The 14,938-nt window shown below is 67.1% G+C and carries 9 protein-coding genes; 1 reads left to right on the top strand and 8 read right to left on the bottom strand.

Translation table 11 applies throughout. The features are described 5' to 3' along the window. Positions 1-16: 16 nt before the first annotated feature. The 8 genes from LU493_RS06490 to LU493_RS06455 all read right to left on the bottom strand — a co-directional run bounded on the left by LU493_RS06490 (position 17) and on the right by LU493_RS06455 (position 12,636). Entirely contained in the window at positions 17-814 is a 798-nt protein-coding gene (locus LU493_RS06490) for an HAD family hydrolase (RefSeq protein WP_275286976.1), read from the bottom strand. 195 nt (positions 815-1,009) lie between these two features. Further along, on the bottom strand, positions 1,010-3,742 hold the full coding sequence (locus LU493_RS06485; RefSeq protein WP_275286975.1) for a beta-N-acetylhexosaminidase: 2,733 nt from the start codon (positions 3,740-3,742) through the stop codon (positions 1,010-1,012). Positions 3,743-3,825: 83 nt separating this feature from the next. Continuing rightward, the gene (locus tag LU493_RS06480) at positions 3,826-5,250 is read right to left on the bottom strand and encodes an OprD family outer membrane porin (RefSeq protein WP_275286974.1); all 1,425 of its coding nucleotides are present in this window, start codon (positions 5,248-5,250) and stop codon (positions 3,826-3,828) included. Positions 5,251-5,467: 217 nt separating this feature from the next. After that, positions 5,468-7,165, bottom strand: coding sequence for an N-acetylglucosamine-specific PTS transporter subunit IIBC (gene nagE / locus LU493_RS06475; RefSeq protein WP_275286973.1), 1,698 nt, complete (start codon positions 7,163-7,165; stop codon positions 5,468-5,470). Beyond that, positions 7,162-9,714: a phosphoenolpyruvate--protein phosphotransferase gene (gene ptsP / locus LU493_RS06470; protein ID WP_275286972.1), complete on the bottom strand. Its 2,553-nt coding sequence runs from the start codon at positions 9,712-9,714 to the stop codon at positions 7,162-7,164. The genes nagE and ptsP overlap by 4 nt, the downstream gene beginning before the upstream one ends. Before the next feature lie 30 nt (positions 9,715-9,744). Further along, the gene (locus LU493_RS06465; protein ID WP_275286971.1) at positions 9,745-10,764 is read right to left on the bottom strand and encodes an SIS domain-containing protein; all 1,020 of its coding nucleotides are present in this window, start codon (positions 10,762-10,764) and stop codon (positions 9,745-9,747) included. After that, a complete protein-coding gene (locus tag LU493_RS06460; protein WP_275286970.1) occupies positions 10,748-11,869 on the bottom strand; it encodes an N-acetylglucosamine-6-phosphate deacetylase in 1,122 nt (373 codons plus the stop codon). The genes LU493_RS06465 and LU493_RS06460 overlap by 17 nt, the downstream gene beginning before the upstream one ends. Before the next feature lie 32 nt (positions 11,870-11,901). After that, positions 11,902-12,636: a GntR family transcriptional regulator gene (locus LU493_RS06455; protein ID WP_275286969.1), complete on the bottom strand. Its 735-nt coding sequence runs from the start codon at positions 12,634-12,636 to the stop codon at positions 11,902-11,904. 233 nt (positions 12,637-12,869) lie between these two features. On the opposite strand from LU493_RS06455, the gene LU493_RS06450 reads away from it, so the two are divergent. Continuing rightward, on the top strand, positions 12,870-14,810 hold the full coding sequence (locus LU493_RS06450; RefSeq protein ID WP_275286968.1) for an exoribonuclease II: 1,941 nt from the start codon (positions 12,870-12,872) through the stop codon (positions 14,808-14,810). Positions 14,811-14,938: the final 128 nt, after the last annotated feature.

Raw genomic sequence — 14,938 nt, 5'->3', positions numbered from 1 at the left:
TTTAAGCAGTGTTTCCTTAGAGCCCGAAGCGCTCGATCAGCCGTCGCGCCACGGCAGCCTGATCGTGGGAGCCGATGCGCATTGCGCCGGGCACCGCCTCGGCCAGGGCCGGATGGCCATTGGCCATCACGTGGGCCTCGCCGACCAGGTCGAGCATTTCGATATCGTTGCGATTGTCGCCGAAGGCCAAGCAGCGCTCGGCCGGGATATCCAGTTGCGCCAGCAAGGCGGTCAGGGCCGTGCCCTTGTTGACTCCACCGGCCATGATCTCCAGCGAGTTGTCCATGGAATAGGTGATGTGCAACTCCCGCTCCGCCCGACGACGCGCCTCGAGCTCCAGCTCACCGAGCGCGGCGGGATCGCCGATGTAGAGCACCTTGCCCACGCCCTCGCCATCCAGGTCGTCGAGGTCGGCCACCCGATAGCCGAAGCCGGTATGCACATGCAGGGCCAGCAGTTCGGGCGCCGGCGCATCGATCAGCCATTCGTCGTCATGATAGAGATTGAGCCGAACCTCCCGAGGACGCGGCAGCCGAATCAAGTCACGCGCCAGTCCGGTCGGCAGGTAGCGTGCCTCGAGCAGGCGGCCGTCCGGCGCATGGGTATAGGCCCCGTTGGTACTGATGATATGCGCCTCGATGTCGAGTCGATCGCGGAACGCCAGGATATCGCGGTAGTGCCGCCCGGAAGCCAGCACGATGCGATGCCCCTGTGCCGCCAGGGCGCGAAGGGTATCGACCGTCACGTCCGCCAGGGCGTGATCGGCGCCGAGCAGGGTACCGTCGAGATCCGTGACGATCAGGTGAGCCGTCATGCGTTGTCCCTTACACGATAAATGAGCCGCCAGTCTAGCAGCCCGTCGAACCGGATGCCGCTCGGCGGGAACGGCTCGACGGGCCATGGTGCTAGGAGCCGATGCGATAAATAGCGGGCTATTCGCCTCATCAGACCAATAAACGTGTCGCAAAATCCTTGATTCTCGCGACAATCGGTCAAATCCGACAGACTCCTAGAGCGAAACGGAACGGCTGTGGCGCTGCCCGTCGCGGCTGACGGTCCGCAGCAGGACGTCACCGTCGACCTCGGGCCTCGCCGCCTCGTCGTAGGCTTTCCAGGTCTCGCCGCCATCCAGCGAGACCTCGATGGCGACGCCCGGCAGGGCCACGTTGGCGATCAGCCTGCCCTCCTCGACCCTGCCACCGGGCAGCGGCAGTCGATAGGCGATGCCCGCCGCCTCGAGCCTCGGCAGTTCACGTTGTCCCAGCAGATTGGCGAAACGCTGCCAGTCCCCCATCAGGGCCTGTCGATCGACATGCTCGGTGACGCCGCCCTCGTAGGTGCGACCCGCCACCGGGTCGCGCTCCCAGTCCGCTCGGTGCCAGGCCCGCTCGGCCAGTGCCAGCAACCGGGGAAAGACCATCGACTCCATCTGCTCCTCGGTGCGCACCGTCTCGCTCCAGGCCTGGCCGGAAAGTCCCAGGGCGCCCTCCCATGCCGGCTGGCTCTCGGCGGCGAAGGCCTTGCCGTCACGATCCCGGGAGGTTTCGGCGTTCTGTGCCAGGCTCGCGGCGGAGAACGAGAACACCTTGCGGGTATCGGTGAAGCGCGTCGCCCAGTAGTACCCCCGCTCGTGAGGGTTGACCTCGTAGGGCATGTCGAAATAGAGGTAATCCGGGTTGGAGAGCACCACGTCGTAGCCACGCTGCTGCCAGTCGACGGCCGACTCGCTGCCTCCCCAGTAGAGGGTCTCCCAGAAGTTCACCGCGACACGATCGGTCGTGAAGTCGTCGGCATGCGCCACATCCTTGAGGCCATCCTGCCAGGCCGACATGCCCTCGATGCCGTGCTCGGCGACCCGCTCATTGACGTGGCGGGCGAAATAGCTCGGCAGTTGCTCGACCGATGCCACTTCGCCCTCTTCCACCAGGCGCCGACAGGCCGGCGACGCTTCCCAGGGATGGTCCTCGTCGCTCTGGTCGATGGTGCCCTTCCAGTCCACCGGCTCGGCGGCGTTGACATCCTGGAACCCATTGCCGAGCAGAATGTTCTTGGCCTCGTCACCGCCATAATGCCAGGTACGCAATGCCAGTCCCGCCTCGCGATGCATCAACGCCACCTCGCCAATCACCTTGTCGACGAATCGCAGGGAGGCATCGCGGCATGGGTTGAGGTAACTCTGGCGATCATAGAACTGCACGGAGAGCGTCTTCGAGGTGTCTTCCGGGTCCAGCAGGCGATATTCGTTGGCCGCCTGCTCGTTGCCTTCGTCCATCAGTCGACGGTAACGCGCCTCCATGGCCACCACCGCCGCCCGGGCGTGGGCGGGCATGTCGATCTCGGGAATCACCTCGATATGGCGCGCCTTGGCATGGCGCAGGATCTCGATGTAGTCCTCGCGACTGAAATGGCCACTGCCATGGGTCGTCCGGGTCGGACCGGAACCGAGCTGGGGCAACAGGCAGTCACGTTCATCCAGATCGTGGCAACGCTCTCCCCCCACGTCGGTCAACTCGGGCAGGCCCGGTATCTCAAGCCGCCACCCTTCGTCATCGCTGAGGTGGAAGTGGAAACGGTTGAGCTTGTAGGTCGCCATCCGGTCGAGCAGGCGCAGCACCGAGGCCTTGTCCTTCATGTTGCGTGCCACGTCCAGCATCACGCCGCGATAGTCGAAGCGTGGCGCATCCTCGATATCCAATGCCGGCAGGTGCCCGTCGGCTCCCAGGGCCCCGAGCAGCGACTGCACGCCGTAGAAGGCACCGGCGGCATCGAAAGCGGTGATGCGAGCCCCTCGGGCATCCGAGACAAGTCGATAGGCGCCCTCCCGGGCCCATTCACCCTCGAAGCCGTCCGCCGCCAGTCGCACCTCGATCGGCCAGCCGCCCTCCTTGCCCAGCTCGATGCCTCGCCGGGAGAAAGACGACGCCAGCGCCGAACGGCTGGCCGCCGACATGGCCGGCGCATCGAGCACAACGCCAGCCGAGAGATCGGCCTCGGACGCGCCGATCTCGAGACGGCGCGGCGACGGCACGATCCCCCCGCGCAGCGACGCCTCCGGCATGGGACTGGCCGCCGCGTTGCGCTCGAAGCGCGTCGCCGCATTCATCACCACATTGGCATCATCGGGAGTGCGCTTGATCCGTTCCCCCGTGATCGGTGCCACGAAGTCACCGATATCCTCCGTCGCCGTGCTCTCGAGGGTGGCGGTGGCATCCCCCACCGCCACATACCAGCGCGGCATGACATCGGTCATGAACAGTTGCCAGTACTCCCCCACCACCGGAATCTCGAGACGTTCTCCCGCCGCCAGGCCATCGAAGCCGGAAGCGGGCTCGAGCCGATTGAGGTCGCCGGTCAGGTGCTCGATATCGACCTGGTCGCTATCGACGCGCAGCAGTCGTCGGATGCTGGGCAGGTAGATCGACCAGTCCTCGCTCTCGATGCTGGGTCCATGATTGGTCAAGCCGATGGTGGCGGTAAAGCAGGAAGCATAATCGGCCCCCAGCGCCTGACAGTCGACGCCATGGGCGGAGGCATGATTGGCGGTGATGCGATAATCGACCTCGAGCTGATCACCCAGGCGTTCGGCCAGTGCCTGGTTCTCCCCGGACTGGGCCTGTCCGACGCCGGGGAGCGCCAGCAGTGACAGTGCCCCGACCTTGAACCAGCGACGACGAGCGAGTGCCGTGGCGAGAGGGCGACGAATGAATCCGTGCATCGGGCGAGTCGTGTTCGTGGTCATCATGCTTGTTCCTTGTTGTCATGAAATGGCCATGGAAAGGACATCGGCATGCCCGGAGGGGCGCCTCCGGACACGGTCACGAGGGGTTACAGCAGGGAGAACGGCGCCACGATCAAGAACTTCACGTCGCGCTCGTCCTGAAAGGCGTTCTTGAAACCACCCCCGCCCCAGGAGGCGTAATCGGTGCGATTGTCATAGTCGGTATAGTGCAACTGGAAGCGAGTTCCTTCGGCCCAGCCGTCCTGCACGACATAATGCACATCGAGGTTCCAGGCCCGCTCGCTGAAGCGGCGATCCGGGTCGGCATAGTCCGCATAGGGTTTCGCTCCCCAGCCATAGGCGTAGGACACGCCGACGGCCCAGCCCGGCAACGACCAGTCGTCGAGGTCATAGGTGACGCCGGCATAGATCGCCTTCTCATCGTGGTGATTCCAGTCCGAACGAGCGTCCCACCAGATATCGAGGCGTCCGTTGGACGAGGCATAGGGCGTGGTCATGCGCGGCACGAAGTACCCCTGAGAACCGGGCGCCCGCACCCAGGAGAACTCCAGACGCCAGTCGAAGGCGCCGCGGGTATAACGGGCCGTCATGGCCTGCTGCCAGGCGGTACCGTCGTAGACATCGTTCACCGAGCCGTCGTCGTGGGCGTCGTTCGCACCATAGAACTGATAGCTCAGCGACAGGGGCGAGCCGGCCAGCTCGGTATCCCAGGACACCTTGGCGAAGCCCTGGTTCATGTAGTCGTCGGCCTGGCCAAGCGCGGCCTCGAGCGTCACGCCACCATCGAAGCGATAGGACGCCCCCAGGGAGTGCAGGTAATCGATCTCCCGATCATCGGGCTGGCGGAATTCATAGACATCGCGATACCAGGGCGCCTTGTAGGCATCGGTGTGGAGATAGCTCAGCGACAGACCGCCGATCTCGGTGCCGAATTCCGCGCCTCGGTAGGTGCCCGGCAGGTAGGACCAGTTGGGCGCGATGACACTGGTCCCCCTGGGTTGCAGGTAGCCCAGCCTCGCCCAGCTGTCGCCCAGCTTCAGCTTGAGCGCGGCACGATAGAGGCTCGCGCCGTCCTTCTCCTTGCCATCCCAGCGTTCACCCCACAGGGTATCGGCCGGCCGGAAGTTGAATTCCGTACCCTGATGTTGGCTCTGGACGTCATGGGCGGCGAAGGCCGCCAGATCCAGCCCGACCACGCCCCCGGCATGGCCGCTGGAAAAGTCGAGCGCCAGATTGGCGGTGGAATGCTGGAGGTTGGAAGCGTAACGGCCGGGACGCCCTTCACCGTTGGCTCCCCTGCCGCCCTCGCGGCGATCACGATCACGGTAGATGTAATAGAGGTTGGCATCGAGACTGGCGCCTTCCCAGAAGCCTTCGGCCTCGTCCTGGGCCAGGGCCGGTGTCAGCGCGGGCCATAGCGATAGCGCCGCGGCACTCATCAGCATGCGGCGGCGACTCCGCCTCCCGTTGAGCAACGTCGATATGGCGCGATGGCGATGAAACGACGACATCGTTGTCTCCTTGGCTTGTTGGCATTGTTATGCGGATAGCTCGATTGTCATGGGCCCGATCGGGCCCGGTTCGACGGTTTCCTCCGCCGAGTTTTGGCGCGCAGGCACCCGTCACGGATCCGAGGGACCGTGAAGGATGACAAGGCGGGAATGCGGCGGCCGGAAACGACCGCCGGGGATGCGCTCCGCTAGTCGCGCGGAGCGCCAGGCATGACGATCAGTCGCGTGCCGCCAGGGAAGCGGCGATGGTGGCTGCCTGCGGACCGACCACCAGGTGCCAGGTGCGCTCACCGACAGCCATGGAACCGAGGCAGCCCAGCGCCTTCAGCGCCGCCGTATCGAGGGAGGCCTCGTCATGCAGTTCGACGCGCAGCCGGGTTCCGGCGCGAGCGGCCAGATGACGCAGGTTGTCACGGCCACCGAGCGCCGCCAGCCAGGCGGCGGCCTGATCATCGGGAAGCGCGGCCTCGACGGCTTCCTCCGTCGGCTGGCTCCTGGCATTGTCATCCACGACCGGCGCGGCGACACCGGCAGCCGCCACGGCGGCACGGATCTCGTCGGCCACACCATCGGCGATGGGACCCAGGACGACCTGCAGGCCGCCGCCTCCGAGCCGCATCACGCCACGCGACCCCAGGGCCTTGAGGGCGGGTTCGTCGATGGCATCCGCATCGGCCAGCACCAGGCGCAGCCGCGTAGTGCAGGCACCGACGCTTTGCAGATTCCCGGCCCCGCCGAGGGCGGCAACGAAGGCCGGCCCTCGCTCGCTGGCCTGGCCCTCCGCCGCCGGGGAGACGGTTGCGATCTCCTCATCGCGGCCCGGGGTGGGCAGGTCGAAGCGCTGGATCGCCCAGCGGAAGACGCCGTAGTAGAGCACGAACATGGCCAGGCCGACCGGCAGCATCAACCAGCCATTGGTGGACAGGCCGTAGGACAGCGCATAGTCGAAGGCACCGGCCGAGAAGGTGAAACCGAGCTTGACGTCGAGCAGTTGCATCAACGCCATGGACAGGCCGGTCATCACCGCGTGGAACACATAGAGCAGCGGCGCCAGGAACATGAAGGTGAACTCGATGGGCTCGGTCACGCCGGTCAAAAAGGCAGTCAGCGCCAGCGACATCAGCAGGCCGCCCACCTGGGCACGACGCGCCCTGGGTGCGGCGTGATACATGGCCAGTGCCGCGGCCGGCAGGCCGAACATCATCACCGGGAAGAAACCGGCCATGAAGCCGCCGGCCGTGGGGTCGCCGGCGAAGAAGCGGTTCAGATCGCCGGTGGCGCCGTCGAAGCTGCCGAACACGAACCACACGAAGCTGTTCAGAACGTGGTGCAGGCCGGTCACGATCAGCAGGCGATTGATCGCCCCGTAGACGAACTTGCCGAGCGCGCCGGCCTCGATCAGCCAGTGTCCCAGGCCATCGATACCCGCCTGGACCGCCGGCCAGAGCCAGCCGAAGATGATGCCCAGCAACACGGCCGCCAGGCCCGTGGCGATCGGCACGAAGCGCCGGCCGCCGAAGAAGGCCAGGTATTCGGGCAACTGGATCGCCTTGTAACGGTTGTAGATCAGCCCGGCCACGGAGCCGATGATCACGCCGGCCAGCACCCCCATGTTGATATCGGGGTTGAGGGTGGTGAGCACGGCATCCAGCACCAGGTAACCGACCACCCCGGCCAGCCCCGCCGCGCCGTTGCTGTCGTCGGCGAAACCGACCGCCAGGCCGATGGCGAAGATCAGCGCCAGATGGTCGAAGATCGACTGGCCGGCGGCGGCCACGAAGGAAATATCGAGCAGGTCGGGCTGGCCCAGTCGCAACAGCAGGCCGGCCACGGGCAGCACCGCGATGGGCAGCATCAAGGAACGTCCGAGCAGTTGCAGCCCGGCCATGAGGCGGGAGCCGATTTCTCGAGTCATGATGGGATCCTCTCGGGGGTTGTTGTTGTGGTATCGGACACGGATTCATGGAGAGCGGTGAGGCGTCGACGCACGCTCGTGGCATCGGGCATCGCCAGCAGGTCCGGCAATTCACGAGCCAGGGACGCGGCATCGAGTCGCCGAATGGACGCCTTGACGGCGGCCACCCGGGCCGGTTCGACGGACAACTCGTCGACGCCCATCGCTACCAGCAGGGACGCGGCCAGGGGATCGCCGGCCGCCGCGCCACACACGCCGACCGGACACCGTCCGGCGGCACCCTGGACGGTGGCCTGGATCAGGCGCAGCACGCCGGGATGCAGGACATCGGCACGGGCCGCCAGGCGCGGATCCTCGCGATCCATGGCCAGGGCATACTGGGTCAGGTCGTTGGTGCCGATGGACAGGAAATCGGCCTGGTCGGCAAGACTCGCCGCGCACAGGGCGGCGCTGGGCACTTCGACCATGGCACCAAGGCGGGGCCGCTCGGCGATGCCGCGTTCCGCGGCGACGGCCTCGAGCCGTTCGTGCACCCAAGCGAGCTCGCCGACCTCGCTGACCATCGGCACCATGATGCGCAGGGCATCCAGCGGCACGACGCCGAGCAAGGCGCGCAACTGGGTATCGAGCAGCGCCGGCTGGTCATGCCACAGCCGGACCCCGCGCACGCCGAGTGCCGGATTGGGCACCTCGGGCAGACGCAGGTAGGGAAGCTGCTTGTCGGCACCGATATCCAGGGTACGAATGATCACCGGCTTGCCACCGAGCGCCGTCAGGCTGGCCTGGTATTCGCGACACTGCTCCGCCTCGTCGGGCGCGGCATCGCGTCCCAGGAACAGAAACTCGCTGCGCATCAGGCCGACGCCGTCGGCGCCGGACTCGGCCGCCAGCCGCGCCTCGTCGCTGTCGCCGATGTTCGCCGCCACCTCGACCTCGCGACCGTCACACGTGATCGCCGGTTCGAAGGCCTCGGCGCGTTCGGCCTCGCGGCGTTCGGCATCGTGGCGCAGGGCATCACGAACAGACGCCAGGCGCGACGCGTCGGGGGTCGGCTCGAGACGCCCTTCCCGGGCATCGAGTACCGCATGCTCCCCGGTCACGCCCTCGAGTGCCTCACCCATCGCCACCAGGCAAGGAATGCCGCGAGCCCGAGCCAGGATCGCGACATGAGAGGTCGTGCCGCCGCCCTTCAGGCACAAGCCGGCGGGGGCTCGTTCGACAAGATCGACGAACTGCGAGGGCGACAGGTCGTCGGCGACCAGGACAGCCCCCTCGGGAATGTCGGGCACCGGGGCCATCCCGGCCTCGGCGAACTCGGCCATGACATGACGTTGCAGGTCGCGGAGATCGGCCACGCGCCCCGCCAGCAGGGCATTGCCGGTGGCACGCAGCTGTTCGGCCTCGTCGTCCAGCGCCTCGCGCCAGGCTTGACCGGCACTGCGTCCGGCCTCGATGCGTGCCGTGGCTGCCTCGAGCAGGCCCGGATCGTCCAGCCAGGCCAGGTGCGCCTCGAAGATATCCGCCTCGGCGCGCTGACCGCGTCGCTCGGCCTCTTCACGCGCGCTGTCCAGGGAACGTCCGACCCGCTTCAGGGCGCCCAACAGTTCCTCGCGCTCGATCGTCGCACCACGCCCGTCATGGGGCACCGCCGGCAGCGGCAGGCTCACCGTCGCCAGCGGACCGATCGCCAGGCCCGGGCTGGCGACGAGGCCGGCAATATCCCCGTCGGCGACCGACGTCGGCGCGAGAGGCGCGTCCGCTTCAGCGTTCGGCGACTCGACGCCCTCCGGCGTGGTCAGCAGTTCGACGACGGCATCCAGTGCCGACTCGGCGGCATCGCCACGCGACTGCAGGACGACCTCGCTGCCGGCGGCCAGCCCGAGATTCATCAAGGCACTCACGCTGTCGCCGCGCGCCTCGGTGCCGCCATGCACGAGCTGCATGTCCACGTCATGGCGTCTCACGATGGCACGAAGCCGTGCCGCCGGGCGTGCATGCAGCCCGCTTTCCAGCGCCAGCGTCGCGCGGCGCTCGCACCAGGGTCCCGTGCGCTCGGTCGCCGTCTCGCCCGACGTCACAGCGGGCGTCAGGCTCATCAGTGTTTCGCCGCGTTCGACACGCTCGCCCGTGGCGCTCGCCTCGAGGCGCAGGCGCCAGCCGGCGTCATCGGTCACCACCAGCGGCGTGATCAGCGAGCTGGCCTGCTCGGCCAGCAACTCGGGATCGAAACGGCACAGTGGCTCGCCGGCTTTCACCCCTTGGCCCACCTCGACCAGGAGGTCGATACCCTGGCCCTGCAGCTCGACGGTATCCAGCCCCAGGTGCAGCAGGACCTCGACACCCTGCTCGCTGCGCAGGCTCAGGGCATGCCGGGTCCTGGCGCACTGCACGATCTCGCCGTCGCAGGGCGCGTGAAGCGTGGCCTCCAGGGGATCCAGGGCGATCCCCTCGCCCAGGGTGCCGTCGGCAAAGACCGGATCCGGGACATCGGACAAGAGGGTCACGATGCCGGTGGCCGGGGCCACCAGCGTCAGTTGGGAGGAAGACATGATCGACTCCGATACGTTGTTGTTGTCGGCTTACAACGTGCAAGTGACCTTGCGCAGGTGCCGCGGCTGGTCCGGGTCACTGCCCCTGGCCTCGGCGAGCTCTGCCGCCATGCGATAGAAGCTCTGGATCACCGACAGCGGTTGCAGGTCCTCGTGGCCAGCATCGCTCAACGTCAGATGACGCCGGGCCACCGTGTCGTCGGCGGCCAGCAGTACCCGGGCACCGAGTTCGCCGAGCCAGTCGGCGAGTTCCAGCAATCCGGCCTGCTCGGCGCCGGGCGGCGCGAACACCAGCACCGGGTAGCCGGTCTCGACCAGGGCCATGGGGCCGTGGCGTACCTCGGCACCGCTGAAGGGTTCGGCCTGGATGGCGCAGGTCTCCTTGAACTTGAGGGCCGCCTCTTGTGCCACCGCCAGGCCGGCACCGCGCCCGATCACCATCAGGCGATCGGCATCAGCAAGCGTCTCGACCGCCTCGCTCCAGTCCTGGTCGGCCGCCCGGCTCAGGCATTCCGGCAAGGTTTCCAGGGCGGCCAGCAAGTCTCGGTCCTCGGTCCAGTGGGCCAGCAACTGAGCGGCGGCGGAGAGCGTCGCCAGGTAACTCTTGGTGGCGGCCACGCTGCGCTCTTCGCCGGCGAACAAGGGCACCTCGATGTCGCTGGTCCGGCCCAGCGGCGATTGCGGCGTGTTGACCAGTGCCAGGGTGCGCGCACCACCCCGCGACAGCGCCTCTTGGGTGGCCACCAGGTCCGGACTCTGGCCGGACTGCGAGATCGCCACCGCCAGTTGCCCGTCGAGACGCCAGGGCGCCCTTGCGAGCGTCGACAGCGAGGGCGGCAGCGAGGCCACCGGAATGCCCAGATACTTCATGCAGAGATAGGCAAAGTAGGCCGCGGCATGATCGGAACTGCCCCGGGCCACGGTCATGCCGCCGGTCGGCGGCCGCTCGCGCAGTCGCGCGCCCAGCGACGCCAGCACCTCGGCGTTGCGCTGCAGTTGACCGCGAATGCGTTCCGGGGCATTGCGCGCTTCTTCAAGCATCAGTGACATGAGCGTCTCCTTCGACGACGAGCCGGCCGCCGACATGGACGGCTCTCAGGTTCAAGCGGGAATCCAGTTCCACCAGATCGGCATGGGCCCCTTCGGTCAGGCGACCGAGGTCATGGCGCCCCAGGAAATCAGCGGGATAACGGGAAAGTCGGTTGGAGGCCTCGGCCAGCGTCTGACCGAGACCGACCAGGTTGCGCAGCGCCTGATCCATGGTCAGGGTGCTGCCCGCCAGGGTGCCATCGGCCAGGCGCACGCCGCCCAGGCACTTGGTGACCGCCTGCTCGCCGAGGCGATATTCGCCATCGGGCATGCCCGCCGCGGCGGTGGAATCGGTCACCGCATAGAGGTGCGGGATACAGCGCAGGGCAGCACGGATCGCGCCGGGATGCACATGCAGCAGGTCGGGAATCAGTTCGGCATACTCCGCATGCGCCATGGCCGCCCCAACCATGCCGGGCTTGCGGTGATGCAGCCCGGACATGGCATTGAAGAGATGGGTGAAACCGCGGGCGCCATGCTCCAGCGCCGCCACGCCCTCCTCGTAGCTGCCCAGGGTGTGGCCGACCTGCACGCGAACGCCGCGCTCGCTGAGCTCGCGGATCAGCGTCAGGTGGCCGGCCAATTCCGGTGCCAGGGTCAGCAGCACGATCGGTGCCAGCCGGCGCAGTTCCTCGACGTCCTCGAGCACACCGGGCCGGGCGTGGGACGGCTGGGCACCGAGCTTGCCCGGATTGATGTAAGGGCCTTCCAGGTGTACCCCCAGCACGCGACTGGCCTCCGGGTCCGGCGCCTCCAGGTAGGTCCCGACATCCCCCAGCACGCGCCGGGTATCGCCATCCGGCGCCGTCATGGTGGTGGCCAGCAGGCTGGTGGTGCCGAAGCGCACATGCGTACGCGCCACCGTGGCCACCGCCGTGCCGCCTTCCATGACATCGGCACCACCCCCGCCATGTACGTGCAGGTCGATGAATCCCGGCAGCAGGCGCGGCAGGTCATTGTCCTCGGGGTCGACCGGCTCGCCGTCGATGCGGCTGATGCGCCCGTCGTGCCAATGCAGCTCGCCGAGCCGCCAACCGTCGGGTGTCAGGATGTTGCCGTAGCGCATGGTATCTCCCGGTTTTCTCTCGACGTCAGATCTCAACGTGTCAGCTCGACGATGAAGTCGTAGTAATCGGTGCGACAGTAGGTGACCGTCAGCTCCGCCGGCGTGCCGTCGACCAGATAGCCCTGACGGGTCACCTTGAGCAGGGCCTGGCCCTCCGGCACCTCGGCCAGACGCGCCAGCTCGGCGTCGGCATTGACCGCCGTGACGTGCTGCAGGGCCCGCGCCACCGGCCGGCCCGCATCCTCCAGAAAGGCATACAGCGAGTCTTCCACCCCTTGCGGATCGCCGAGTACCGACTGCGGCAGGCAGCTCTCCTCCACCGCCATCACTACGCCATCGGCCAGTCGCAGGCGCTTGAGGCGCGCCACCCGGGCATCGCCGCCCAGGCCCAGGCGCAGGCTCTCGTCGGCCGAGGGAGCGGCCAGGCTCCGTGACAGCCAGTGCGAACGCGGGGTAAAGCCACGCTGGGTCAGCATTTCGGTGAAGCTCGCCAGGCGAGTCAGGGGTTGATTGAGGCGCGGCGTGATGAAGGTGCCGGACCCGCGGGTACGCCGGATCAGCCCGCGCTCGGCCAACCGATCCAGGGCCTTGCGGGCCGTGATCCGCGAGACATCCAGCGACTCGGCCAGGGCCCGCTCGGAGGGAAGGGCCTCGCCGGCCTGCCAGGCACCCTCCTCGATGGCGTCTTCCAGTCGACTCGCCAGCTGGTGGTACAGCGGCGTGGACAGGTCGGGGTCGAGTCGCAGTTGTTGAAATCGACGATCCATGGTCGCTCTCGTGCCGTATCGATATAGGACCAATATAGACCACTAACAATACCAATCAAATACCACTTGTCTTATACCTTGGTCCCCCACCCCTCGCGAAACAGCGTGATGACGCCCCTCGCGACGAATCAGCCACGAGCGATGGCACCATCTGCGATGGCCCTGCACCGTGATTGGCGTGGGCCGGCGGAATCCGTATAGTGGCCCCCTTATCCCGCCATTCGATCGTTATCATGCTGCAGAACAACTCGGCGCTTGCTCAGCTCAAGCAACAGATTCGCGACAACACGCCTCGAGTCGAAGGCGTGATCAAGGCCACCGAGCGTGGCTTCGGCTTTCTCGAGACCGAGGATGGCACCTCCTACTTCGTGCCACCGCCCGCCATGAAGCAGGTGCTGCATGGCGACCGGGTCGAGGCCGTCCTCCATCAGGAGGGCGAGAAAACCTCGGTGGAGCCGGACACCCTGATCGAACAGGGGCTGGAACGCTTCATTGCCCGGGTGCGCAAGCGCGATGGTCGTCTGGCGGTGATTCCCGACCACCCTTCGATCAGCAACGCCCTCAAGGCGCGCGTCAAGCGCAGCCTCGACGAGGCATCGCTGGACGAGGGCGACTGGGTCGTGGCCCGCCTCGTTCGTCACCCGCTCAAGCCGGATGACCGTGCCTTCTTCGCCCAGATCGACGAGCTGGTCACCAAGCACGACAATCCGGCCGCTCCCTGGCGCGTGACCCTGGCTCGCCATGCCCTGGAGCAGGCCAGCCCCGAGGCCGGCGATGACTGGCCGCTGCACGATGAAGGCCTCCAGCGCGAGGACCTCACCGAAGCGCCCTTCTTCACCATCGACGACGCCAAGACCCGGGACATGGACGATGCCCTGCGCATCGAGCCCCGGGACAACGGTGGCTGGCGCCTGACCGTGGCCATCGCCGACCCCACCGCCTATGTCGTGGAAGGCGATGGCGTCGACCTGGAAGCACGCACTCGCGCCTTCACCGTCTATCTGCCCGGACAGAACGTCACCATGCTGCCGGAACGCCTGGCCGACGACCTCTGCTCCCTGTGGGAAGGTCAGGACCGCCCCTCCCTGGCCTGCGCCCTGGATGTGGAGGCCGACGGCTCGCTCGGTGACTATCGCTTCTTCGCCGCGACGGTGCGTTCTCATGCGCGACTGGCCTATGACGACGTCTCCGACTGGCTGGAAGGCCAGGGCCAGTGGAAGCCCGAGGCAGGCATCGGCGAGCAGCTCGAAGCCCTGCGCGATCTGACCGAGGCACGAACCGCCTGGCGCGCCGAGCATGCCCTGGTCTTCAAGGACCGGCCGGACTACGTCTTCGACCTGGACGATGCCGGCAATGTGCTGAACATCCGCACCGAGCAGCGGCGCATCGCCAACCGCATGATCGAGGAATCGATGATCGCGGCCAATGCCTGCTGCGCGCATCTGCTGGCCGAGCACGTGGGCCATGGCATCTTCAATGTCCATCGCGCCTTCGAACCGGAAAAGGCCGAAGCCGCCCGCGACTTCCTGGCCGACCAGGACATCGACGTCGCGCTGGAAGCCCTCACCGAGCTGCCACGCTACAAGGAGCTCAAGCGAGAGCTGGAAGGGCGTGACGACGCCTGGCTCGATGCCCGGTTGCGCCGCTTCCAGGGCTTCACCAGCATGTCCGCCCGCCCCGGCCCGCACTTCGGTCTCGGCCTGGCCGCCTATGCCACCTGGACCTCGCCGATCCGCAAGTACGGTGACATGGTCAATCACCGCCTGATCAAGCGCGTGCTCAAGGGGGAACAGGCCCCGGCGGAAGCCAGCCTCGAGCTCACCGAGCAATTGACCGAACGCCGTCGCCTGAACCGCATGGCCGAGCGCGACGTCAAGGACTGGCTCTATGTTCGCTACCTCGGCCCGCACGCCGAATCCGGCGAAGCCTTCGACGCCGAGATCATCGCCATCAACCGCGGCGGCATGCGAGTGCGCTTGACGGCCAACGGCGCGACCGCCTTCGTGCCCGCCCCGCTGATGCACAGCGACCGGGACAAGGTGGTGATCGACGACAAGGAAGGCCGCATCCAGATCGAGGGCGAAGAACGCTTCAAGCTCGGCGATCCAGTCCGGATCGCCTTGACCGAAGCCCGGGAGGAGACCCGCTCGCTGGTAGGCCGACCCGCCGACTGAACGAACACCTCTCGCCCGATGCGACACGAACGGCGGCCCTCGGGCCGCCGTCTTGTTTTTCGGCTGTCGTCGAACTGTCGTAAATGACGCCTAGGCTGGGGACAGGTATCGGCATTCCGGGAGGGTCC

Origin of the sequence: Halomonas elongata, assembly GCF_029081005.1 — a bacterium.
Taxonomy (GTDB): domain Bacteria; phylum Pseudomonadota; class Gammaproteobacteria; order Pseudomonadales; family Halomonadaceae; genus Halomonas; species Halomonas elongata_B.
This window is presented reverse-complemented; position numbering and strand designations above follow the sequence as displayed.

Excerpts from the sequence above, each read along its gene's own strand:
- LU493_RS06450 (WP_275286968.1), top strand. The coding sequence starts at position 12,870 with ATGCTGCAGAACAACTCGGCGCTTGCTCAGCTCAAGCAACAGATTCGC.
- LU493_RS06480 (WP_275286974.1), bottom strand. The coding sequence starts at position 5,250 with ATGTCGTCGTTTCATCGCCATCGCGCCATATCGACGTTGCTCAACGGG.
- ptsP (WP_275286972.1), bottom strand. The coding sequence starts at position 9,714 with ATGTCTTCCTCCCAACTGACGCTGGTGGCCCCGGCCACCGGCATCGTG.
- LU493_RS06490 (WP_275286976.1), bottom strand. The coding sequence starts at position 814 with ATGACGGCTCACCTGATCGTCACGGATCTCGACGGTACCCTGCTCGGC.
- LU493_RS06485 (WP_275286975.1), bottom strand. The coding sequence starts at position 3,742 with ATGATGACCACGAACACGACTCGCCCGATGCACGGATTCATTCGTCGC.
- LU493_RS06465 (WP_275286971.1), bottom strand. The coding sequence starts at position 10,764 with ATGTCACTGATGCTTGAAGAAGCGCGCAATGCCCCGGAACGCATTCGC.
- LU493_RS06455 (WP_275286969.1), bottom strand. The coding sequence starts at position 12,636 with ATGGATCGTCGATTTCAACAACTGCGACTCGACCCCGACCTGTCCACG.
- LU493_RS06460 (WP_275286970.1), bottom strand. The coding sequence starts at position 11,869 with ATGCGCTACGGCAACATCCTGACACCCGACGGTTGGCGGCTCGGCGAG.
- nagE (WP_275286973.1), bottom strand. The coding sequence starts at position 7,165 with ATGACTCGAGAAATCGGCTCCCGCCTCATGGCCGGGCTGCAACTGCTC.